This window comes from Pseudoalteromonas sp. JC28, from assembly GCF_013319255.1.
Taxonomy (GTDB): Bacteria; Pseudomonadota; Gammaproteobacteria; order Enterobacterales; family Alteromonadaceae; genus Pseudoalteromonas.
Genome location: NZ_QOKX01000001.1, coordinates 1,001,780 through 1,025,420, shown reverse-complemented (window position 1 = coordinate 1,025,420; position 23,641 = coordinate 1,001,780). Strand labels below are relative to the sequence as shown.

18 protein-coding genes and 2 tRNA genes are annotated in these 23,641 nt (G+C 43.0%); 15 read left to right on the top strand and 5 right to left on the bottom strand.

The genetic code is table 11. The features are described 5' to 3' along the window. Positions 1 to 151 precede the first annotated feature (151 nt). Genes DS891_RS04425 through DS891_RS04405 form a run of 5 tightly spaced genes read right to left on the bottom strand, consistent with a single transcriptional unit; the run spans position 152 to position 2,168 of the window. The gene (locus DS891_RS04425) at positions 152 to 481 is read right to left on the bottom strand and encodes a TusE/DsrC/DsvC family sulfur relay protein (protein WP_045989037.1); all 330 of its coding nucleotides are present in this window, start codon (positions 479 to 481) and stop codon (positions 152 to 154) included. Between the two features lie 5 nt (positions 482 to 486). Continuing rightward, positions 487 to 741, bottom strand: coding sequence for a DsrH/TusB family sulfur metabolism protein (locus DS891_RS04420; RefSeq protein ID WP_174168962.1), 255 nt, complete (start codon positions 739 to 741; stop codon positions 487 to 489). Then, on the bottom strand, positions 738 to 1,085 hold the full coding sequence (locus DS891_RS04415; protein WP_368032160.1) for a DsrE family protein: 348 nt from the start codon (positions 1,083 to 1,085) through the stop codon (positions 738 to 740). The genes DS891_RS04420 and DS891_RS04415 overlap by 4 nt, the downstream gene beginning before the upstream one ends. Positions 1,086 to 1,093: 8 nt before the next feature. Beyond that, complete coding sequence (gene tusD, locus DS891_RS04410) at positions 1,094 to 1,447, bottom strand: sulfurtransferase complex subunit TusD (RefSeq protein WP_010604621.1); 354 nt, start codon at positions 1,445 to 1,447, stop codon at positions 1,094 to 1,096. A 55-nt stretch (positions 1,448 to 1,502) separates the two neighbouring features. Next, positions 1,503 to 2,168, bottom strand: a complete 666-nt coding sequence (locus DS891_RS04405) for a Bax inhibitor-1/YccA family protein (protein ID WP_010604622.1) — start codon at positions 2,166 to 2,168, stop codon at positions 1,503 to 1,505. 297 nt (positions 2,169 to 2,465) lie between these two features. On the opposite strand from DS891_RS04405, the gene DS891_RS04400 reads away from it, so the two are divergent. From DS891_RS04400 to DS891_RS04330, 15 genes are all read left to right on the top strand, one after another. Continuing rightward, a tRNA-Ser gene (locus tag DS891_RS04400) sits at positions 2,466 to 2,556 on the top strand. Between the two features lie 42 nt (positions 2,557 to 2,598). After that, positions 2,599 to 2,689: transfer RNA gene (locus DS891_RS04395), tRNA-Ser, on the top strand. A 172-nt stretch (positions 2,690 to 2,861) separates the two neighbouring features. Then, positions 2,862 to 3,239, top strand: a complete 378-nt coding sequence (locus DS891_RS04390; protein ID WP_010371562.1) for a hypothetical protein — start codon at positions 2,862 to 2,864, stop codon at positions 3,237 to 3,239. A 121-nt stretch (positions 3,240 to 3,360) separates the two neighbouring features. After that, the gene (locus DS891_RS04385; protein WP_010604624.1) at positions 3,361 to 3,819 is read left to right on the top strand and encodes a GAF domain-containing protein; all 459 of its coding nucleotides are present in this window, start codon (positions 3,361 to 3,363) and stop codon (positions 3,817 to 3,819) included. Continuing rightward, positions 3,819 to 4,097 carry a hypothetical protein gene (locus DS891_RS04380; RefSeq protein WP_010371557.1) on the top strand — a complete coding sequence of 93 codons (279 nt, stop codon included), beginning with the start codon at positions 3,819 to 3,821 and terminating at the stop codon, positions 4,095 to 4,097. Before DS891_RS04385 ends, DS891_RS04380 begins: the two co-directional genes overlap by 1 nt. A gap of 15 nt (positions 4,098 to 4,112) precedes the next feature. After that, positions 4,113 to 4,763, top strand: a complete 651-nt coding sequence (gene proQ, locus DS891_RS04375; protein ID WP_010604625.1) for an RNA chaperone ProQ — start codon at positions 4,113 to 4,115, stop codon at positions 4,761 to 4,763. Positions 4,764 to 4,773: 10 nt separating this feature from the next. Further along, entirely contained in the window at positions 4,774 to 6,810 is a 2,037-nt protein-coding gene (gene prc, locus DS891_RS04370; RefSeq protein WP_102056710.1) for a carboxy terminal-processing peptidase, read from the top strand. A 225-nt stretch (positions 6,811 to 7,035) separates the two neighbouring features. Then, entirely contained in the window at positions 7,036 to 8,517 is a 1,482-nt protein-coding gene (gene nhaC / locus DS891_RS04365; protein ID WP_010371552.1) for a Na+/H+ antiporter NhaC, read from the top strand. A 135-nt stretch (positions 8,518 to 8,652) separates the two neighbouring features. Then, complete coding sequence (pepN, locus tag DS891_RS04360) at positions 8,653 to 11,238, top strand: aminopeptidase N (RefSeq protein ID WP_174168960.1); 2,586 nt, start codon at positions 8,653 to 8,655, stop codon at positions 11,236 to 11,238. After that, a complete protein-coding gene (locus DS891_RS04355; RefSeq protein ID WP_010604628.1) occupies positions 11,239 to 11,460 on the top strand; it encodes a DUF2835 domain-containing protein in 222 nt (73 codons plus the stop codon). Between the two features lie 249 nt (positions 11,461 to 11,709). After that, on the top strand, positions 11,710 to 13,809 hold the full coding sequence (locus tag DS891_RS04350) for a DUF1302 domain-containing protein (RefSeq protein WP_010604629.1): 2,100 nt from the start codon (positions 11,710 to 11,712) through the stop codon (positions 13,807 to 13,809). An 11-nt stretch (positions 13,810 to 13,820) separates the two neighbouring features. Beyond that, a complete protein-coding gene (locus tag DS891_RS04345; RefSeq protein ID WP_174168959.1) occupies positions 13,821 to 15,188 on the top strand; it encodes a DUF1329 domain-containing protein in 1,368 nt (455 codons plus the stop codon). A gap of 78 nt (positions 15,189 to 15,266) precedes the next feature. Then, positions 15,267 to 16,268, top strand: a complete 1,002-nt coding sequence (locus DS891_RS04340) for a YCF48-related protein (protein ID WP_248298729.1) — start codon at positions 15,267 to 15,269, stop codon at positions 16,266 to 16,268. After that, positions 16,268 to 18,589: an RND family transporter gene (locus DS891_RS04335; RefSeq protein ID WP_174168958.1), complete on the top strand. Its 2,322-nt coding sequence runs from the start codon at positions 16,268 to 16,270 to the stop codon at positions 18,587 to 18,589. Before DS891_RS04340 ends, DS891_RS04335 begins: the two co-directional genes overlap by 1 nt. 211 nt (positions 18,590 to 18,800) lie before the next feature. Then, positions 18,801 to 23,639, top strand: coding sequence for an NAD-glutamate dehydrogenase (locus DS891_RS04330; protein ID WP_010604634.1), 4,839 nt, complete (start codon positions 18,801 to 18,803; stop codon positions 23,637 to 23,639). Positions 23,640 to 23,641 lie beyond the last annotated feature (2 nt).

The window sequence follows — 23,641 nt, the reverse complement described above, 5'->3', positions numbered from 1 at the left end:
ACTCCGCTCTCGCGTCCTGCTACCGCCTAGGTACCTACATCCTTGTAGGCAAGGCGAATTTACGCACCAATAGCAGGCTATTGGAAGTGAATTCAACGCAGTTAGCGCTAAAACTGGCTGCTAGAAAGGCATTAATTATCCGAAGTTCAGGTTAAATACATTTGGCGGGTTTTGGCAACCCCGCTATTTTTGTTGCTTGTTTGGCTGGGCCTTTTGGAAATAACTTATACAAATAGATGCTATTGCCTTTATCCTCGCCTAGTGCTTTAGCCATTGCCTTTACCAGCATGCGGATCGCGGGGCTGGTATTGTATTCGAGATAAAAATTTCTCACAAACTCAATGACTTCCCAATGTGCATCTGAAAGCTCAATATTTTCTTCTGCGGCTAGAAGTGGTGCTAAATCTTTAGTCCATTGAGTATGGTCTAGCAAATAGCCTTGTTTATCTGTCTCGATAGTTTGGTTGTTAAATTCTAGCATGATGATTACCAAGTAATTGAATTGTTCATCGTAATGGTCAGCTCAACCCAATCTTTGTCAGAAATAAGCTTTACTCCGGCTTCTGGGACAATACCTCTGGCACTGGCGCAAGTTTGCAGCATCACCACATTTGCATCTCCAGCTGAGATACGCGTTTGACCAAAGCAGCCATCATTACATAATAAAATAGTGTCGTGATGGGATACAAACTGCAGCTGATCGCATGCTTCGATACTAGAAATAATATGTAGCGTACTCATAGTGTCACCACAAAGTCATGTTGTTTGATTAACGCAAGGATTTCATGTTGATTTTTGATTTCAGTATCAACAGCAAGGGAGTGTGCCGATACGTTAAACTCCTCCATAGCTGACTGGCAGGCATAAACTCGCTCGACATCATAAATTTCCAGAGTTTTTAATTGCTTAAACATGTCTTTTAAACCCAGTGTGGGCGCATTGAGGGTTTTCTGGAGCGATAGCACTGCAGGACCGGTAAAAAGCCAACTTACTTGTTGATCAATCGCTGCATAGATTAGTGCGACATCCAGCGCTTCTTTCAGACTATTTTGGTCAAATGGACTGGTTTGAGAAATGATTAACACGTTTTTACTCATTTAAACTGCATCCACTTATCAGACTTACTCGAGATCATGGCAAACTCCGCAAGGCCAGCAACGGTGAAAGGGCTAACGTCTTCGATGCTAACGCCGCGTTTTTCCGCAGCTGTGACACACAGCAACAGGGGGATCCCTTTATCTTTGATGCGTTGCCAAAGTGCGTTGACTTGCAATTCGTCGGAAGCGTGTACGATATTTTGACTGGCGTGATAAACACCATCTTGGTATAGAAAGATACACGCGATTTGATGGTCACTTTTAATAGCGGCATCGACATACCGTTCTAGTAAAGTTAACTTTGACTGTGCAGCTACGCCAAAGTGAACTGATATGGCTATTTGACTCAAATTTTACTCATAAAAAAAGCCCCGTAATGGGGCTTATTTTATCAGAAATTCTGAGTTAGTCATCCGACGCGCCTAAAAGGGCAAGGATACTGGTAAATAAGTTATAAATACTTAAATACAAGCTCACAGTTGCAAGCACGTAGTTTGTCTCGCCGCCATTGATAATTCGGCTTGTATCATAAAGGATAAAGCCAGACATTAATAACACGACTGCCGCGTTAATTGCCATAAACGCGATGCTAGATCCAATGAACAAGTTTACTAGGCTTGAGATAATAACCACGATTAAACCAACCGTTAAAAAGCCACCCATAAATGAGAAGTCTTTTTTCGTAGTTAGTGCATAAGCTGATAAACCGAAGAAAATTAACGCTGTTGTGCCAAGTGCTTGTGCTATCAACATGCCACCATTTGGTAGTGCAGCATAGTGATTAAGCATAGGCCCAAGGCCGAAGCCTAAAATACCAGTAAATAAGAATACAAGACCGATAGCAGAAGATGAGTTTGCTTTTTTACCGATAACAAAAAGCAAACCAAATGCAACTAATGAACAAACAATACCGGTAAATGCTGGTAATGCCATTGTCATTGAAATTGCGGCTGTTACTGCACTAAACGCTAATGTCATTGCCAACAGGAAGTAAGTGTTTTTCAACACTTTGTTTGTTTCCATTGTCGACATGACAGGTTTTGCAGTGTTGTATGAATGATTGAATGCCATGATTCAAGCTCCTTAATAAAACATGCTGATCCCAAAAATAACTAAGATAAGAGTATCAATTGTTATATGTTGGGGCAATGATTTCTGGATCAATATCTGTCGTTAATTGGGTCTCTACAGTAATATTTACTCAATACGTAAGACTTTGAATATTTTCAAAAGTTCGCTGAAATATCTAAAATACGCATAATTTTGACTGGTTCTTAGACGATTGAGCCAAATTTTACGCAAACGATCAAATAATTGAAAAAAAAGCTTCACAAGCGCACAGGGATTCTCTATTATTCGCCCCGCTGCGGAGAGATGGCTGAGTGGTTGAAAGCACCGGTCTTGAAAACCGGCATACGTTAATAGCGTATCTAGGGTTCAAATCCCTATCTCTCCGCCACTTATTTTAGATTCGTGCTATTAAGCGTGGATCATAGGTTTTGGAGAGATGGCTGAGTGGTTGAAAGCACCGGTCTTGAAAACCGGCATACGTTAATAGCGTATCTAGGGTTCAAATCCCTATCTCTCCGCCACATTTAAAGCCCTCATATTTGAGGGCTTTTTTGTTTCTGATAACAGAAATCTCCGGTCACCAGTATACTCTCGATAAAAATACCTATTAGACCAAAGTCGGCTAGTGCAGAGGCACTGCTTGCACAATACTCAGTAGTGTTGAATGAATAATTAGTGTAGAGAGTGTTGAATATGAAACAAGTTGGCAAAGGAGTAGGGTTCTCTTTATTATCACCGTTAATCGTGGGTGGTGTGCTTGGGATTTACTACAGCTTTACACTCGGTCGCAGTGAGATGTTCTTTAACTTACTACTCAGCGCAATTTCTAACGCATACATCGTTGGTCTTGCTATGTGCCTATTCGTTGTTCCCGGATATATCCTTATGTTTAGGTACAACAAGGTGCAATATGGTGGTCTGTTAACACTGGGCTTACTTGGTGGTGCGGTATTTAGCTATCTTTTCGCTGCACAATCGGGTGTCGGTTTTATTGTTAACGCCTTAATGTCAATGCTCGCAGCGGGGCTATTCTTGTTTGGTTTGCGGGCAGGTCATCGTAAAACTGAGTGATAATTAACCGAGCAGTCTCAGTTTTACAGATAATTAATACTTTTTCAGTCGAAAAGGTTTTAATTATTTCTCCGAAAGAGTACCTTTAGCTTTTGTCGTTCAATTCGTGAATTTGATGGTAATGCAAAAGCAAGACTTTTATCAGACTTTAGTTAAACAGGCTCAAGGGCTAATCAGTGGTGAACACAATGTGATTGCCAATATGGCAAACTTGAGTGCGCTTTTATTTACAACTCTTGAAGATATCAACTGGGCAGGCTTTTATCTTATGGATAGCGCTGAAGAGTTGGTTCTTGGGCCATTCCAAGGCAACCCAGCCTGCATCCGAATTCCTGTTGGTAAAGGGGTATGTGGCACAGCAGCTGCAACTTGTGAAACGCAATTGGTTGAGGATGTTCATGCGTTTGCAGGCCATATTGCTTGCGACGCGGCATCAAATTCAGAAATCGTGATCCCTGTTTTTAAAGATAATAAAGTGATTGCCGTGCTAGACATTGACAGTCCTAGTCTGGCAAGATTTGACGAGCAGGATAAGATCGGATTAGAAGCGTTAGTTAAAGTGTTTGAGGAAACGCTTTAATGAAAGATATGCTTCAGGTACAAGATTATTTGTTTTCTTACGCCGATGTTGGTGATTGGGAAGGCGAAGAAGAAGTTGTTGCAGAACGCTTAAATGAACTTATTCATCACGCATGGGATTTACTTCCTGAAGATTTAGACTGTGACACAATAGATAGGCTCATAGAAGGTATTTGGGAACATCTTCGCGGTGATTTAGCGCTTCTTGAAGCAGATATAGAAGAGCTAATTGACTGGGTTACACACTATATAAACTCGTCGCTCGATGAGCAGATGTAATTAATAGGTTTAAAAATGGAAACCACAAACAAGCTAAAAGACACAAATGAAGTATTAGACTTCTTATTTTCAGAATTTCCTAACTGCTTCAAGCAAAAGGAGGGGATTAAGCCATTAAAGGTTGGTATTTTCAAAGATATCGCTGAGCGTATTGAGGGTTCTGACAAAGTCAGTAAAACCCAAGTACGTCAAGCGCTTCGTAAATACACTTCAAACTGGCGTTATCTCGAAGCAGTCACTAAGAACGAGTTTCGTGTAGACCTAGACGGCAATCAGGCTGAAAAGGTTGAACAAGAGCACGTTGAACACGCAGAAAAAGCATTGGCCGAGAGCCGTGCCAAAATGGCTAAGCGTAAAAAGCCGCAGCGTCCAAACAATCGCGATGGCGAAACAAAATCTTACAAAAAGAAACCTCACTCAAGGGATCGTCAAGACCAAAAACGCCCTAAAATGAGTAATAAACCTGCTGAAGTTAAACCTAAGCGCAGTGGTAAAGTTGAACCTTTACCGGCTGAACAGGTCAAGGTTAATAACAAAGTTAAAGTTAAACTTGGTCAAGCGCTTGTTAACGCTACTATCACTGAAGTCAAAAATGATGAAGTGCACGTAGAGCTTGTAACAGGAATGCAAGTTAAAACTAAAGCAGATAGCCTATATATTCAGTAAGGAGTTGTATATGAGTAAAAAGTTACCACTCATTTCCCTAGTCGCCGCGTTCGTATCGAGTGTTACTTTAGCCTCAACAAGCACAGTCACTATTAAGGACTTGCCAGTTCTTAAACCTGAAGCGCAACACACCACGGCTAGTAAACGAGTGACTAACCTATTTACTCGGCAACACTACAAACGCTTCAGCTTTGATGACAGCTTATCGGATAAAATTTTTGATCGTTACGTAGAAGCCATCGACTTTAACAAGTCTTTGCTTTTGCAGTCGGATATCGATAGTTTTCAACAGTATCGTAAGCAATTTGATGATGCATTGATCTCAGGAAAACTGGGTTTTGCTTATGATATGTTTAACCTAAGCATGAAGCGTCGCTTTGAGCGCTATGATTTTGCCATTGGCTTACTCGACAAAGAAATGAACTTTGACAAAAAAGATGAGTTTATTTTTGATAGAGAAGAGCAAAATTACGCAACCGCGACAAGCGAACTTGACGAATATTGGCGCCAGCGCGTTAAATCTGATGCGCTGCGCTTAAAATTGACTGGGAAAAATTGGGAAGAGATCAAAGAAGTCCTTACCAAGCGCTACAAAAATGCGCAAAAACGTCTAGTCCAAACGAATAGTGAAGATGCATTTCAAGTAATCATGAATGCGTTTGCACGCAGCATTGAAGCGCACACATCTTATCTTTCGCCACGCCGTGCCGAACAGTTCAAAATGGATATGGACTTAGAGCTGGAAGGTATTGGTGCGGTATTAAGTTATGATGAAGATTATACTGTGATCCGTAGTTTAGTCCCAGGAGGCCCTGCGGACAAAACCGAAAAGCTTAAGCCAGACGACAAAATCATCGGTGTAGCACAAGATAATAAAGAATTTGTAGATGTTATCGGCTGGCGTTTAGATGATGTGGTCGATCTCATCAAAGGCCCTAAGGGGACCAAGGTTAGACTTCAATACCTTAAAGGTACTGATAGTCACGGTACGCCAAAAGTCGTTGAAATTGTTCGTGACAAAGTAAAATTAGAAGACCGCGCAGTTAAGTCTTCAGTCTTTGAAGCCAAGTATTCTGAGCTACAAAGCAAAATAGGCGTGATAGAAATCCCAAGTTTCTACAATAATCTTTCTCAAGATGTAAAAACTGAAATCGCTAAACTTAAAGAAGCCAAAGTAGATGGGGTTATCATTGACCTTCGTCAAAATGGTGGTGGCTCGCTTTACGAAGCGACCCAGCTATCCGGTTTATTCTTTGACCAAGGCCCAGTTGTTCAGATCCATACCGCTTACAATCGTGTCGAAAGTCAACAAGATAGGGATGGCATTACCTTCTACGATGGACCTTTGACTGTTTTAGTTGATCGCTACAGTGCATCGGCATCCGAGATTTTTGCTGCTGCGATGCAAGACTATGGCCGAGCAGTAGTGATTGGTGAGCAAACCTTTGGTAAAGGCACCGTGCAACAACATCGTGGCCTCGGTAAAAATTACGATTTATTCGAAAATCCTTTGGGAAGTGTAACCTACACTATCGCGAAGTTTTATCGTATCGATGGTGGCAGTACACAGCATAAAGGCGTGATCCCTGATATCTTGCTACCATCGGCAATCAACCCAGAAGAGTGGGGAGAGAGCCAAGAGGATAATGCGTTGCCTTGGGATAGTATCGTTCGTGCAAAATATGCGAGCCTCGATAATTTGTCGCCAACTATCCAATACTTGAGTAAGCGCCATGATGAGCGAGTAAAAGCAGAGCCAGAATTCGAATATATTTATAAAGATATTGAAGAATACAAAGCGCGCAAAGACGATAAGGCGATTTCATTAGTTGAAGCTGAGCGTATCAAAGAGCGTGAAGACCGCGATGATCTGGTATTAAAACGCACGAATGAAAGGCTGAAACGTCTCGGTTTAGAGCCAGTTAAAGATTTGGACGATGCACCAGAGGTTATTTCAGAATTAGACCCTTACCTTGAAGAGGCTGCGCTTATCACGCAGGACCTAATTTCATACGGGCGGGTAGCCAAAAACGAAGTTAAAAAATAAATAAAAGGCGCTTCAAGCGCCTTTTATTATGCCTTTTACACTTACTTTTACTTAACTAATTTTGTTATCATCTGCCAGATTTTCTAAGCTGATACTCTTTTGAGGCTTTTTGAGAATGGTGCGTGGCTCGACCACTGGCAACCTAGCTACTCAAAACGGCTCAAAACGGTATACTGCAAATAAAATAATTATAAGCATGGGTCGTCGTGCGTAGGAGTATTCCTTTTGAAACAACAAAAACAGCCGTCATTTATTGACGCCCTTATTCCGATCACATTGTTGGTCGCTTTGCTCGGTGCTGCGGTGTACCTCTATGGTGACAGCTCATCATCAGGTCCAAATCAAATAGCCCTACTTTTTGCAACATTCACTGCGGCGCTTGTCGGTCTAAAAAACGGTTTTACGTGGAAGACGCTTGAAGAAGCGATGATAAAGGGGATAACTATCTCTCTTGGTGCTATTATCATTTTATTGATGGTAGGTGCCTTAATCGGTACTTGGTTGCTGTCTGGAACAGTCCCAACACTGATATATTACGGACTACAAATTATCAATCCAAGTTGGTTTTATGCCGCGAGTTGTTTGATTTGTGGAATTGTGGCGATGAGTATAGGCAGCTCATGGACGACGGCCGCAACCATAGGTGTAGCGCTACTAGGTGTCGCGACGGGGCTTGGCTTAGATCAGGTCGTAACCGCGGGTGCAGTCATTTCAGGTGCTTATTTTGGCGATAAGTTAAGCCCATTATCTGAAACCACAAACTTAGCGCCTGCAGTTGCCGGTAGTGATTTATTTGATCATATTCAGCATATGCTTTGGACCACAGTACCTAGCTTTGTAATCGCACTTATTATATTTATTGTCATGGGCTTTAATGCTGAAGCGTCAAGTGAAGCGGGGCGAATAGATGAAATTGTGTCGATACTACAAACTAACTTCAACATTAACCTGCTAATGCTAGTTCCTTTGCTGGTGCTGCTTGGGCTTGCTATCAAGAAGATGCCCGCTTTTCCGGCGATTTCAATCGGCGCGGTGATGGGGGCGATATGGGCAGTGCTGTTCCAAGGAGACCTTATTGCAAGTCAAATTGATGCTAGCCAAGGTGAGTTAGTGGGCTATGTGAAATTGGTGTGGGCAACTTTCTTTGACGGTTTTGCGTTGCAAACAGGCGATGCAAAAATGGACGATTTGCTAAGTGGCGGTGGCATGTCATCAATGCTAACGACAACTTGGCTGGTGATGACGGCATTGATGTTTGGTGCCATTATGGAAAAAACTGGCTTACTTGATGTCTTCGTACGCAGCATTCTTAAAATTGCAAAAAGCACAGGCTCACTAATTGCCTCGACTATTGCAACTTGTATTGGTACAAATCTAGTTGCCGCGGATCAGTACATCGCGATTGTTGTTCCTGGTCGTATGTTCAAAGAAGAATACAAAAAGCGCGGTTTGAAGAGTGTAAACCTCTCACGTACGCTGGAAGATGGTGGCACAATCACCAGTCCACTGATCCCTTGGAACACCTGCGGCGCATATATGCAGAGTGTACTACTGATCAATCCGTTTGATTATGCCATGTACGCATTTTTTAACTTGATCAATCCTGTGCTGGCGGTCATCTACGCGTATCTTGGTATCAAGATCCTTAAGATTACGCCACCAACAGTAAACGCGGAAGAACCAAATGAGAAAGCAGGGCAAGCGTAAAATAGCGCATTTGCAATCTTGATCAGGCCTTTTCCAACAGGTCAAGTAGAAATTAAACGCCTATCCTTAGAATTGGCGATATCAAATTTGTTTTATCACTCGCCCCTTTTTGGGGCGTTTTTGTAAGGACTATATATGACTCAAAAACCACAAGCCAAATTTCTTAAAGATTACCTTGCACCAAGCCATACCGTTGATGCGCTTTGCTTGACCTTTGAGTTAAGCCCAAGAAATACCTTAGTGACTGCTGTAAGTCAGTTTGTCGCTGTGAGCGATGCGACACAATTAATTTTGGATGGTGTCGACTTAGAGTTAGTATCTTGTCAGGTAAATGGTGAAGAGTGGCAAAGCCTTGAAAAATCTGACTCAGAATTGATTCTTTCTAACTTGCCAAAGGCCTTTGAGCTTAAAATTGTCACTAAAATTTCGCCGCAAACAAACACCTCACTTGAAGGCTTATACCTCTCTGATGGCGCTTATTGTACGCAATGTGAAGCGGAAGGTTTTAGAAAAATCACCTACTTTATGGATAGACCTGATGTACTGACGACATATACGGTGACGATCATCGGTGAGTCAAAGTATCGTTACTTATTATCAAATGGCAATAAAGTTGAAGAAGGAAGCTTAAGTGACGGCAGACATTTTGCAAAATGGCACGATCCGCACAAAAAACCAAGCTACTTGTTTGCCTTGGTTGCTGGCGATTTTGATGTATTAGAAGACAACTACAGCACTAAGTCGGGTAGAGAGGTGAAGTTGGCGTTATTTGTCGATAAAGGCAATTTACATAAAGCTCCCCATGCTATGACGTCACTAAAAAAGGCCATGGAGTGGGATGAGTCAAGGTTTGATTTGGAATACGATCTCGATATATACATGATTGTCGCGGTTGATTTTTTCAATATGGGGGCAATGGAAAATAAAGGTCTGAATGTTTTTAACAGTGCCTGTGTGTTGGCAAGCCAAGAGACTGCGACAGACCGAGACTTTCACACCATTGAATCGATAGTTGGACATGAATACTTCCATAACTGGACTGGGAACCGGGTTACTTGCCGTGATTGGTTTCAGCTTAGTTTAAAAGAAGGCTTAACCGTATTTAGAGATCAGGAGTTTAGCAGCGATCTAGGTTCTCGAGGCCTAAACCGTATTGACGCGGTAATGGCGATGCGTACGCACCAGTTTGCAGAAGACGCGGGGCCAATGGCACATCCGATAAGGCCACAGCAAGTTATTGAAATGAATAACTTCTATACCGTAACTGTTTATAACAAAGGTGCTGAAGTGATCCGTATGATGCACACCTTATTGGGGGAAGCAAACTTCCAAAAAGGGATGAAGCTCTACTTTGAGCGTCATGACGGACAAGCTGTGACGTGCGATGATTTCGTTAATGCAATGATGGATGCTTCTGGTGTTGATTTAACGCAATTTAAACTATGGTACGAGCAATTCGGCACGCCAAGAGTAAAAGTGGCTACCGAGTATGACAAACAGGCACAAACATATGCAATTACGGTGAGCCAAAGCCATGCTGATTGCGACCCCGTAAAAGCGCCACTGCATATTCCTTTTAAGCTAGAGCTTTTGGATGAGCAAGGTGAAAGCATTCCGTTGCTAACAAAGCACGGAGAAATACAACGAGCGTTAGATATTACTGAATTTGAACAGCGGTTTGAGTTTGAGCAAGTTGTAAGTAAACCAGTTCCTGTATTACTAGAAGATTTCTCAGCACCTGTGCTTATGGAGTACAGCTATACTATTGATGAGTTACTACACATATTGCGTTTTGCACGTAGTGATTACGCTCGTTGGGAAGCAGTGCAGCAAATCTTTATGATTGAAGTTAAACGAGCGGTTACGTCAGACGACTTCGCACTGGATTCAAAAGTCCTCGGTGCATTGTCCTCATTGGTGGAAGCGTTAGATGGAGACCTTGCGCTACTGGCTGAGCTATTGACTTTACCAACGTTTGATACGTTAGCCAGTCAATTTGAAATTATCCCAGTAGACAAACTCGTTTCAATTTCTGATGCATTTGAAATGCAAATTGCGCAATCACTGCAATCGGTGTTTGAACACGCTTATTTATCTTTGCAAGACTCAGGCTCATTAGAAGCAAAGGATGTCGCGATCAGAGCCTTTAAAAATAAAGCGCTTTATTACTTAGCGAAAACAGATTCCGATAGTGTTGACAGCGCGCTAGATAATCAATTTTCTTCAAGCAATATGACCACTAAGTTGGCATCATTAAAAGCAGCCGTCGCCGCGCAGCACACAAAGATGGAAAGCTTGTTCAGTCAATTTGATAGTCAATGGCGTCACGATAGTCTAGTCATGGACAAATGGTTTGCATTAAGTGCAAGCTTATCCAACGACGAGGTGATATCGAATATAAATACGCTTTATGCGCATCCTTGTTTTGACAAAGGCAATCCTAACCGTGTTCGCGCATTGATAGGAAGCTTCGCAAGAACTAACCCTGCGCAATTCCATCGTACAGATGGTAAGGGCTATGCGTTATTGGGAGACCTATTAGTGGAGCTAAACAGTATCAATCCACAAAATGCGTCTCGTATGATCACGCCGTTCATGTCATGGAAGCGTTATGATGAAACGCGGCAACAGCTGATGCGGGCACAGTTGAGTCGTTTGGCTAACTTAGAAGGCTTAAGCGACGACTTATATGAGAAGGTAGAGAAGGCGCTAGCGCAGTAGATGAAAGAGTACTTCTTTTACATGGATTTGAGTTATGACAAGTGCCTCGGTTACTACTACGGGCACTATACTTCAGTGCAAGTGATTGAAGATGGGGGCAAGAGTATTCGCTTCCCCGCAGAGCGTATTCGCCCCTTTATTTCATCAATTGGGATCAGGGGGAGATTCCGTCTCATCTTGGATGATAGCAATAAGTTTCTATCGTTAGAAAAAGTCACTTAATCGAAGTAGAACTGCAAAACATATTTTATTTTTGTTAAATGAGTTTGTTATAAGCTTGAAATACGTGTTATAAATTATCTGGTAGGACGTCTTACCAAGAGTAAAATACGCCCCTAGAGGCGAAAAAGCGTTGATTTAGTGGAGCAGTATTTGTATTTTCGCGGTTTCGCTTCTATCGTTTAGACAACAAAAAACAATAACTCTAAGAGCTTAAGCTCTAGACATGACCCGCCAAAAGGGGGAGAAATAATGATAAAAAGATCGCTCTTTGTGAAAAACAAAATCATGCTCGGTCTTAGTGCGGCAGTAATGGGAGCTGCCGCCACGTCAGTACACGCGGCCAGTTTTGAGGTTGGTGATTTCGAAATTACCTTCGACTCGACTTTTTCTTATGGTCAAAGCATTCGCGTTGAAGATCGTAACTTTGATTTCATCGGTAAAAGTAATCATCCACAGTTTAACTGGGATGGTTATAAAGCAACCACTGGCAATACCATCTATTCTTCGTCACAGATCTGGTCACAACAGGGTGCCTATTCAAATAATGGTGATGCTGGTAACCTAAATTTTGACTCTGGAGATACTTTCTCTCAGTTGTTAAAAGGTACCCATGATTTAGCAATTACCAAAGATAACTATGGTTTGTTCACTCGTTTCATGTATTTCTACGACTTTGCGATGGAAGATGGGGATTTTGCGTATAGCAACCCTGTTTCAGGCAAAAAAGTTGACCCGTGTGAAGACGACGATACCAGAAAACAAGTCTGTTCGGATTTACGCTTGCTAGATGCATTTGTTTGGGCGGATTTTGACCTCAATGATGGCAAAAACCCGCTCTCCGTGCGTTTAGGTCAGCAAGTCGTTAACTGGGGTGAAAGTACGCTTATTTCCCACGGCATTAACGTCAACCCAGTGGATATTGACCGTTTGAAAGCGCCTGGCTCTGAAGTAAAAGAAGCCTTTATCCCTGTCGGTATGCTTTGGGCGTCGATTGGTTTGTCTGAAAACGTTAACCTTGAAGGCTTTTATCAGTATCAATGGCATGAAACCAGATTGCCAGCAACAGGTAGTTACTTCTCAACCAATGATTTTGCATCTGAAAACGGTTATATGCAAAACGTTCAGCTTGGTTTTACCTCAAACCCTGATATTGATCTGTATCACCTAACGGATGCATTAAACAGCTTATATGCTGATGCAACGGCCGCATTGGTTGCTCAAGGTGTAGTACCAACAGCACAAGCAGTTGGCAGCGCTGCAGCGTCCATGTATATGGCTTATCCGACTAAAGTGGCGCTTAAAGGAAAAGGGAATAACGGTAAGAGCGAACCTGATGATGGTGGTCAGTACGGTTTACGCTTAGGTATTTTCTCTCCAGAGCTAAACGACACTGAATTTGGTTTGTATTACATTAATTACCACAGCCGTAGACCTCTGATTTCTGGTAAAGCTTCTAACTTTACAGAGCAAGCGATCATGGCTGATTTAGCTTACATCGCACAAAATCAAATTACCGCAGACAATGTCACTAACTTAAATGCCTTTACTCAAGCGCAAATTACCTACCCAGAAGACATCAAACTGTATGGTTTAAGTTTTAATACCGCGATCGGTGAAACCGCATTTGCTGGTGAAGTGGCATATAGACAAGATGAGCCACTACAGATAGATGACGTTGAACTACTTTACGCAGGTATGGTTGAGCAGTTAGCCGCTGCGGGTCTGCGTGATGATTTGGCTGGTTTATCTCAGCTTAGTCAAGGGGACGATATCGCTTTTGTGGGTCCTGGTGAAGTGGCGCAAGGTTATATCTTGCGAGACACTATTCAAGCACAGTTTACAGCAACACATTTGTTCGGCCCATCGCTCGGTGCAGATAGTTGGGCTGTGGTTGGTGAAGTAGGCGCAGTTACTATTAAAGACATGCCAGAGTACGATGAGCTTCGTTTGAATGTTTCTGGTACTGGCCGAAGTGGCACGATTGAGGGGCTTTCTGGCCGAGATTACAATCTTATCCACCAAGCGGTTTCAAATGGTCCAGAGACCAATCCATTCCCATCGGCTTCTGCATGGGGCTATCGCCTTATTGCAAAGGGTGAGTATAACAACCTATTCAGTGGTGTGAATTTTTCTCCACGCGTAGTGTTCTCACATGATGTTAACGGTATCACCCCTGATCCTATGTTCTTGTTCATTGAGGATCGTAAATCGCTGGGCATTAATCTTAACTTTAACTACCTAAATTCGTGGTCATTTGATTTTGGCTATAACACGTTTTGGGGTGGTGGTAAGACGAATACCTTTGCGGACCGTGATTTCATCTCATTCAACATTAAGTATTCAATTTAAGGGCTTTCGATATGTTTAGAAAACCTACATTTATCGCAGCAACAATAATTACAATGCTGTCTGCCAGCAGCGCTATGGCTAAGATGAGCGCTGACGAAGTTGCACGTTTAGGTAAAGACTTGACGCCTATCGGTGCAGAGAAAGCGGGTAATGCTGATGGCAGTATTCCGGCTTGGAATGGTGGGATCACAGCGCCTCCAGCTGGTTATGAAGTGGGCATGCACCATCCAGATCCATTTGCTGATGACAAAGTATTGTTTACAATTGATAAATCAAATTTAGATAAATACAAGTCATTATTAAGCCCTGGCCAAATTGCGTTATTTGAAACGTATCCAGAAACGTTCAAAATGAACATTTACCCAACTAGACGCAGCGCGTCTTATCCGCAGTTTGTGTATGATGCAACAAAGAAATACGCATCTACAGCAGAGCTGATCGAAGGTGGTAACGGCATTAAAAATACCGCTATCGGTATTCCGTTTCCGGTGCCGAAAGATGGCTTAGAAGCTATCTGGAACCACCTATTGCGTTTCCGTGGCTTGTCGATTGCACGTTTCGGCGGTCAAGCGATGCCAACGGAGTCAGGTGCTTACAACATTATCGGTTTCGATGAGCAACTATTGGTTAAGTACTCTGCAACAGACGCAACCCCTGAAGCGTTGCAAGAGTCAAATATCCTGTTTAAGTTTAAGCAGCAAGTGACAGAACCTGCACGTCTCGCTGGAACTGCATTGCTTGTACATGAAACCATGGACCAAATTTTGACACCTCGTCAGGCTTGGACCTATAACGCAGGTCAGCGTCGTGTAAGACGTGCGCCAAACGTTGCATATGATGCACCAGGAACTGCGTCAGATAGCTTACGTACAACAGATGACTTTGATATGTTTAACGGCTCTCCAAACCGTTATGATTGGAAACTTGTTGGCAAAAAAGAGATGTATATCCCTTACAACAGTTACAAGCTACATAGCGACAAGTTGAAGTATGATGATATCTTGATGGCTGGCCACATCAACCCTGAACACGTACGTTACGAAAAACACCGTGTATGGGTAGTCGAAGCTAACCTGAAAGAAGACACTCGCCATATTTACAAAAAGCGTGTGTTCTATATTGATGAAGATAGCTGGCAAATCCACGTAACGGATATCTATGATAACCGTGATCAGATGTATCGCGTCGCGATGGCACATGGTCTTAATTACTACGAAGTGCCGACGCATTGGAGTACGTTGGATGTCTATCATGATCTAAACTCTCGTCGCTACCTTGCGATTGGGTTAGATAACGAAGAAGACATGTATGACTTCAGTCAGTCTTTCAACGATAACGAGTTTACTCAGGGTGCGCTGCGCCGTGAGGGTCGCCGTTAATCAAATATTATCAGGCTGAAGCAACCTCGCTTCAGCCTTCTTCCTCCTTTCCTCTCACAACTCGAGTGTTTTCTCATGATGAAGAAGTTAGTAGCAGCCTCGATTTTAACTATGGCGCATGTAGCAGTAGCCGAAAGTAGTGATCAGATTTCAGCAAAATCAGCCCTGATGGTCGCTCACCCAGAACAAACGCTTTTCACGGATATTACAGATAACGGTGATGCGTTAATTGCGGTAGGTAAACACGGCACAATAATTATTAAACAAGAAGGGCAAAACTGGACGCAGGCAGAGGTGCCAATTCAATCACTGTTGACCTCTGTGACATTCAAAGGCAAAGATATTGGTTGGGCTTGTGGCCACGACGCTAGCATAATCAAAACCACAGACGGTGGTAAAACATGGGCGCTAAAACAATATCTACCAACATTGGAAAAGCCTTGTCTTGATATTGAGTTTATTGACCAACAACACGGCTTTGCTGTGGGCGCTTATGGCATGTTTTTTGAAACCACTGATGGTGGTGAGTCTTGGACAAAACGTTTTATCAGTGAATTTGTTCACCCCGATGATGTCGACTACTTAGCCGATTTAAAAGAGCAAGACCCCGCGGCATACGAACAAGAAACGGCGTTTATTCTTCCCCATTTTAATCGCCTGTTGATCGCCGAAGGCATGATGTACCTTGCCGGTGAAATGGGACTTGTGGCACAAAGTGATGACTTAGGAAAAACATGGCAAAAATTTGAGCCTTTTTATCGCGGTTCATTTTTTGCTGTTGATCAAACCTCAGATAAGCAACTTATTGTTGCGGGCCTTAGGGGTAACGCATTTATTGGCAATGCACAGCAAGTAGTTCAACTTGATACTCAAAAAACGGCGACAATAAATAGTATTGCCCACAAAGATAATGTGACCTATATGTTTGCTAACAGCGGCGTAATATTCACGTTGAAAGCAGGTAAGCTAACCTCAAAACAACTAAAAACCGGCCACTCTATTTTAGCAGGTGTGGTTAAAAAGAATCAGCTAATTCTAGCTACGGAGCAGGGGATTGCTGAGGTAGAGGTGAACAACTAATGCAAGCGTTTTTAAATCAATTGGTATACGCCATCTTTAGGCATCGTATTACCGTCGTGTCTTTTTTCGTACTGACGACGATATTTTTGGGCTTCAAAGCCACGCAAATTCAGCTCGATGCTTCATTTAACAAAAATATTCCACTAAATCATGAATACATGAAAGTTTACTTGAAGCACGAAAAACAGTTTGGTGGTGCAAATAGTATTCTTATTTCTGTTTGTGATAAAGATGGTGACATCTTTAATGAGCCATTTTTCACTCAGCTAAAAGCGGTGCATGATCAGCTCTATTTTATCCCAGGTGTTAATCGTCCACTGGTGAATTCAATCTTTGCACCCAGTGCGAGATTCGTTGAGGTGGTAGAGGACGGCTTTGCCGGTGGACCTATTATTCCCGCTAATTTTCAACCTACTGAACAAGGCCTAGCGGTTGTAAAGCAGAACATTGAAAAAGCAAAAGTTGTGGGTCGTATGGTTGCGAGCGATTATTCTTGTGCCACGGTAACCGCTCAGCTAATGGAAACCGATCCGCAAACTCAAGAAAAGCTTGATACCTTAGCCTTTGCGCAAAAATTAGAGTCTGAGATCCGAGCGCCTCTTAGCACTGAAAAAGTGAGCATACATATTATTGGCTTTGCGAAAATGGCCGGTGACATTGCTGATGGTGCGAAAGGTGTAGTGCTTTTCTTTGCGTTAGCAATTGCTTTTACTTTTATTATGGTCTGGATGTTCTGTAAGAGCTTTAAGCTTACGCTGCTTCCGATTGTTTGTTCATTTATTGCTGTGATTTGGCAGATGGGCTTACTCAGTACTTTGGGTTTTGGTGTTGACCCTATGTCTATTTTGGTGCCTTTCTTAGTCTTCGCTATTGGCGTGAGTCACGGTGTGCAAATGATCAACGCGATAGGTAAAAAAGTAGCGGAAGGGGTAAGCTGCAAAGTGGCTGCTGAAGCGAGTTTTAAAGCATTACTTATCCCAGGTGGCATTGCTCTACTTTCGGACACCGTTGGCTTCTTAACCTTACTGGCAATCGACATCGGCATTATTCGTGAACTTGCTATTACTGCCAGTTTAGGGGTTGCAGTTATTATCTTTACCAACTTGGTACTGCTTCCTGTAATGGCATCGTTCTTTGAGTCTGCAAATATTAAGCGACTTGGTGATGGTAAAAACGCCAGCCATGGTATGTTTGAGACAATGCGAGAGGCCTTGGTGAAAACCACAGACAAAAAAGTGGCCAGAGTGATTTTACTTATCAGTGCAGTACTATTCGCATTTGGCTACTGGCAATCTGAAAAAATGCGTATTGGTGATTTACATGCTGGTGCACCGGCGCTACATGAAGATGCCAGATACAACCAAGACACTTTCCTTATCTCAGACCGTTATGCAATTTCTTCTGATATCTTAAAGGTCATTGTCGAAGCGACACCTGCGGCTTGTACCGAGCACGATACAATGGAGCGTATTAGTCGTTTCCAATGGCGAGTAGAAAACTTACCGAGTGTACAATCGGCTGTTTCTTTAAGCTCCGTTGCACAAGCGGTTAATGCTGGGTACAACGAAGGTAACTTAAAGTGGCAGACGTTACCAAGAAATACCGCTTCTCTAGTTCAAGCTACCTCTCGAGTGGAAACAAGCTCAGGGCTACTTAACGGTGATTGTTCGGTGATGCCTATTATCATCTTTATGGCAGATCATAAGGCCGAATCTATCGACCATGTGATTGCGAAGATAAAAGCGTTCTCAGAAGAAGAGGGAACTGATGACGTTGCCTTTAAATTAGCATCAGGTCCAATCGGTGTGATGGCGGCAACAAATGAATCCGTTTCCGAGGCGCAGGTTCCTATGATGATCTATGTGTACGGCGCGGTGATCCTGTTGTGCCTAGCGAGCTTTAGGAGCGTGCGAGCGACTATCGCAGTGGTACTACCTTTATATGTGGTATCAACGCTGGCTCAGGCGCTTATGGTGCAGCTTGAAATCGGGTTAACAGTATCGACGTTACCAGTAATTGCTTTGGGTGTGGGAATAGGTGTCGATTATGGCATTTATATTCTATCCTCTATGATGGGACAGCTTAAGCAAGGTATGCCGTTGTCGGTCGCCTATCGAAATGCACTTGCTGAACGAGGCAGTGCGGTACTGTTTACGGGTATCACATTGGCGATTGGCGTAAGCACATGGATTTTCTCTGCGCTTAAGTTCCAGGTTGATATGGGTATCCTTTTAACCTTCATGTTCTTGGTAAATATGCTGGGTGCTGTGCTGCTTTTACCGGCAATTGGAACGCTCATCTGGTCTGACCAGAAAAAATAATGTGAATAATTGTGCTCCTTTTTATTTGGTATTGGCGATTTATATCTATTTTTTGTGAATAGATGAGCAAACAGCTGAAAAGCTTGAAATGTTTTCGTCAAAAAGGCTGTTTATTAGCGTCAGAAAGGTTAGAATTTACCTGACTCCACGCTAATAAATGGCTGTACAAATAATCTACCGTTCAAAGGTGGTATAGATTAAGGAACACATAATGACACAAAATGAAGGCACAGCTTCTGTTATCCTAGATAACGTCTGCAAGCTTATCCATAAAAAAGTCCATGCTGACAAAGTGTCACTTGTCGAAACGTTTGCCAAAACCTTGTACAGCAACATGTCTAAAGAGGATTTGGCACATCGTAACGACAGTGACTTATACGGCGCAGCATTGAGCCTTTGGAATGCCCTTGATAAAAACAAGTCTGACGATGCCGTCATTCGCGTTTTTAATCCTGAGGTTGCAAAGGATGGATGGCAATCATCGCATACGATTGTCGAGATAATCGCTAAAGATATGCCGTTTTTGGTTGATTCAGTGCGCATGGCGATGAATCGCAAAAACATAGTCTCTCACCTATTACTTCATTCTCCACTTAAGTTACAAAGAAATGATGCAGGTGCAATCACCGCAGTTTCTAACTTAAAAGCAGAACAAGAATCTACGTCTACTAAGACCGTATTCTTTATCGAAATCGACAGGCAAACAGATGATTCGGTGATCGCTGATTTTACAGCTGAGCTTGAATCTGTCTTAAATGATGTTTCTGTTGCGGTTGCTGATTGGCTACCAATTCGCGATAAATTGGTGAGCGTAAGTAAAGAGCTGCCGACCCGTCATTATAGTTGTTCAAAAGAAGAAGTTGCTGAAGCCGTCGAGTTTTTAGACTGGCTGGTTAGCGACAACTTTACCTTTATGGGCTATCGCCAATATGATTTGACTCCAGTTCAAGGTGACTATGAGCTGAAGCCAGTTGAAGGCACAAGTCTCGGCCTGATGAAGAACTCTGGTGACGATCACAGCCGTTTATTGTCTGAACTGCCTGAAGTTGCGCGCAAAGAGGCACGCAGTAACAACTTGTTGATCTTAACCAAGACAAATTCACTTTCACGCGTTCATAGACCAGCGTATATCGACTATGTTGGTATCAAGCGTTTTGATGATGAAGGTAACGTGATTGGTGAAGACCGTTTCATTGGCTTGTTCTCTTCTAGCTTCTACAACAACAGTGCGGTAGATGTTCCGGTACTTAAGAGTAAAATTAACCGTATCATGGAGCAATGTGACTTTGCTAAAGGCACACATGCATACAAGGCGGTACTCAATATTCTTGAAACCTATCCTCGTGATGAGTTAGTACAGGCACGCGAAAGCGAGCTGCTTGAAGTGGCAATGGGCGTTTTACAAACTCAAGAGCGTGACATGTGTCGCTTATTTGTGCGTAAGGATGTGTATGGTCGTTTCTTCTCTTGTATGGTTTATGTGCCAAGAGAGAGATACAACACAGCGTTACGCCGTGAAACTCAACAACTGCTAGGCCGTGCATTTAAGTCTAGCGACAAAGTAGAGTTCACCACCTTTTTCTCTGAATCAACACTAGCGCGTACGCATTACATCGTGCGTGTTGATGACAACAACATAGATTACAACGTGAAAGAAATCGAAAATAACTTGGTAGAAGCCGCTCGTACTTGGGAAGACAAGTTACAATCTGCACTTCTTGAAAGAACGGGTGAGTCTCGTGGTAACGAGTTAAACCGTAAATATACGAATGCCTTCCAGTCTGCTTATAAAGATCAAGTGTTGCCGAGTGCAGCAGTAGTAGACATCGAAAAGCTAGAGCAACTAAACGAAGATAACAAACTTGAGATGCTGTTCTACAGACCTCAAGAAGAAGCAACGTCGCAACTTGTTCGTTTGAGTCTGTTCCATAAAGCAGAGCCAATTCACCTATCAGACGTGATGCCAATGCTTGAGAACTTTGGCCTACGTGTTATTGGTGAAACACCATACGCTGTGAAGACGACTGATGGTCAAGTAAACTGGATCATGGATTTCTCTATGCTTATCGACAGCAAAGGGATCACAGATTTTGACAAAGTATCAGCACGTTTCCGTGCGGCATTGACCAATGTGTGGAATAACCGCCTAGAAAACGATGGTTTCAACCGTTTAGTGTTATTAGGTGGTTTAACTGGTCGTGAAGCATCTATCTTACGCGCATATGCTAAATACATGCGCCAAATTGGTGTGACGTTCTCGCAATCTTACATCGAAAATACATTTGACCGTTACCCGCACATTGCAGCGATGATCGTTGATCTATTCGTGAAGAAGTTTGCACCGAAGAAAGTTGCCACTGAAAAGGCACTTCAGAAGGTTGTTGATGCAATCTACCTTGAGCTTGAAAACGTAGCGAATCTAGATGATGACCGTATCATTCGTTTGTACGTTGATATGATCAATGCAACGCTGCGTACTAACTTCTATCAAAAAGAAGCTGATGGCACGAATAAGTCGTATACATCATTCAAGATCCAGCCAAGCGCAGTGCCAGATATGCCATTGCCATTACCAGCGTTTGAAATCTTCGTATACTCTCCACGCGTAGAAGGTGTTCATCTACGTGGCGGTAAAGTGGCTCGTGGTGGTCTACGTTGGTCAGACCGTCGTGAAGATTTCCGCACAGAAGTACTTGGCCTAGTTAAAGCACAGCAGGTTAAGAATACAGTTATCGTACCTGTGGGCTCTAAAGGCGGCTTTGTTTGTAAACAACTTCCAACTGAACGTGAAGCGTTCTTCAAAGAAGGCCAAGAGTGTTACAAGATCTTCATCCGTGGTCTACTAGACATCACAGATAACATCGTACATGGTGACATTGTGCCGCCAGTGGATGTTGTACGTCACGACGAAGACGACCCATACCTAGTTGTTGCAGCGGACAAAGGGACTGCGACTTTCTCTGATATCGCAAATGGTATCGCTGAATCATATAACTTCTGGCTTGGTGACGCTTTCGCGTCAGGTGGTTCAATTGGTTACGACCACAAGAAGATGGGTATTACTGCTAAGGGCGCTTGGGAATCGGTTAAGCGTCACTTCCGTGAAATGGACATTGACTGTCAGACGACTGATTTTACTGCAGTTGGTATCGGTGACATGGGTGGTGACGTATTTGGTAACGGGATGCTGCTATCTAAGCACATTCGCTTACAAGCGGCATTCAACCACATGCACATCTTTATCGATCCAAACCCAGATGCAGCAAGCTCGTATGTAGAGCGTGAGCGTCTATTTAATCTGCCACGTTCAAGCTGGGAAGATTATAATAAGGATCTGATCTCTGAGGGCGGTGGTATTTTCTCTCGTGCAGCGAAAGCAATTACGCTAAGCGCTGAAATGAAGAAGATGATAGGCACTAAGAAATCGAGCATGACACCAAATGAGTTGATCAAAGCATTGTTGAAGATGCCAGTTGATTTATTGTGGAATGGTGGTATCGGTACTTACATCAAGTCTAAATCTGAAACTGACGCTGAAGTAGGCGACCGTGCAAACGACGCGCTACGTATCAACGGTGGTGAGCTTGGTGCGAAGATCTTTGGTGAAGGTGGTAACTTAGGTGCTACTCAGCTGGGTCGTATCGAATTTGCTTCAAACGGCGGTCGCATCAATACTGACTTTATCGACAACGTAGGTGGTGTTGCCTGTTCGGATAATGAAGTTAATATCAAGATCCTACTTAACGGCCTAGTTGCTGAAGGTGAATTGACGAATAAGCAGCGTAACGAATTACTGTATTCAATGACAGATGAAGTATCAGAATTGGTACTGAAAGATTGTTACCGTCAAACGCACACGCTTTCGGTTACTAAGTCTAAAGGTCCAGCGACGCTGAAAGAGAAAGTACGCTTTATCCATGCACTTGAAAAAGACGGCAAGTTAAATCGTGCAATCGAATTCTTACCAACTGATGAAGAGCTAGCAGAGCGAGCGGCGGCAGGTAAAGACCTAACACGTCCTGAGCTATCTGTACTGGTTTCTTACTCTAAGATGGTATTAAAAGAGACATTAGTTGTTGATGAGATCTCAGAAAATCCATACTACCGTCAGTTGCTAGTGAACTCGTTCCCAGCACCGCTGCGCGAGCGCTTCAATGCTGCGATGGATAATCACCCGCTACGTAAAGAGATCATTGCAACGAAACTTGCAAACAATATCGTTAACGATATGGGTCTAAACTTCATGGTTCGTATGCACGAAGAGACAGGTGCAACGGATGCAGAAATTGCGGTTTGCTACTCAATTGCAAGTGCAATCTTTGAAATGAAGGAAACGTGGTCAGCGATTTCTGCGCTTGATAATAAGATCCCAGCGGCAGTTCAAACGGAAATGCTATATCAATTACGTCGTACGGTTCGCCGTGCAACGCGTTGGTTCTTACGTCACCGTGACAAGTCTCAAACTATCGAGCAAACCATTGCGTTCTTTGCACCTACATTTAAAGATTTAAGTGCAAATCTACACAACTACATGGTTGCAAATGAAAGCGAGCAGATCGTTGATAAAGCACGTGACCTTGAGTCTCAAGGTGTACCTGCTGAGATTGCACTGCGTATCGTGTCACTTTCAAGCTTGTTCTCGGTCATGGACTTAGCGGAAGTTGCACATAGCTCAGGTCGTAAGATCGGTGTTGTGTCTAATACTTACTTCACGCTTGGTGCAAACATGGGTCTACATTGGTTCCTTGACCAAATCACGGCTCAACCTGTGGCAAACCATTGGCAGGCGCTTGCTCGTGCTTCATATCGTGAAGAGCTTGATTGGCAACAGCGTTCATTGTCAGAGGTTGTGTTAAACAGCTTTGCTGGTGATGACAGTGATATCAATGAACAGATTGAACAGTGGATGGATAAGCAAGCTGGCTTACTACACCGTTGGCAGCAAATGTTAACTGAGTTTAAGACCTCGCAAAGTCATGACTTTGCTAAGTTCTCAGTTGCACTTCGTGAGCTAATGTTACTAAGCCACAACTGCGATACTTCCAAATAATC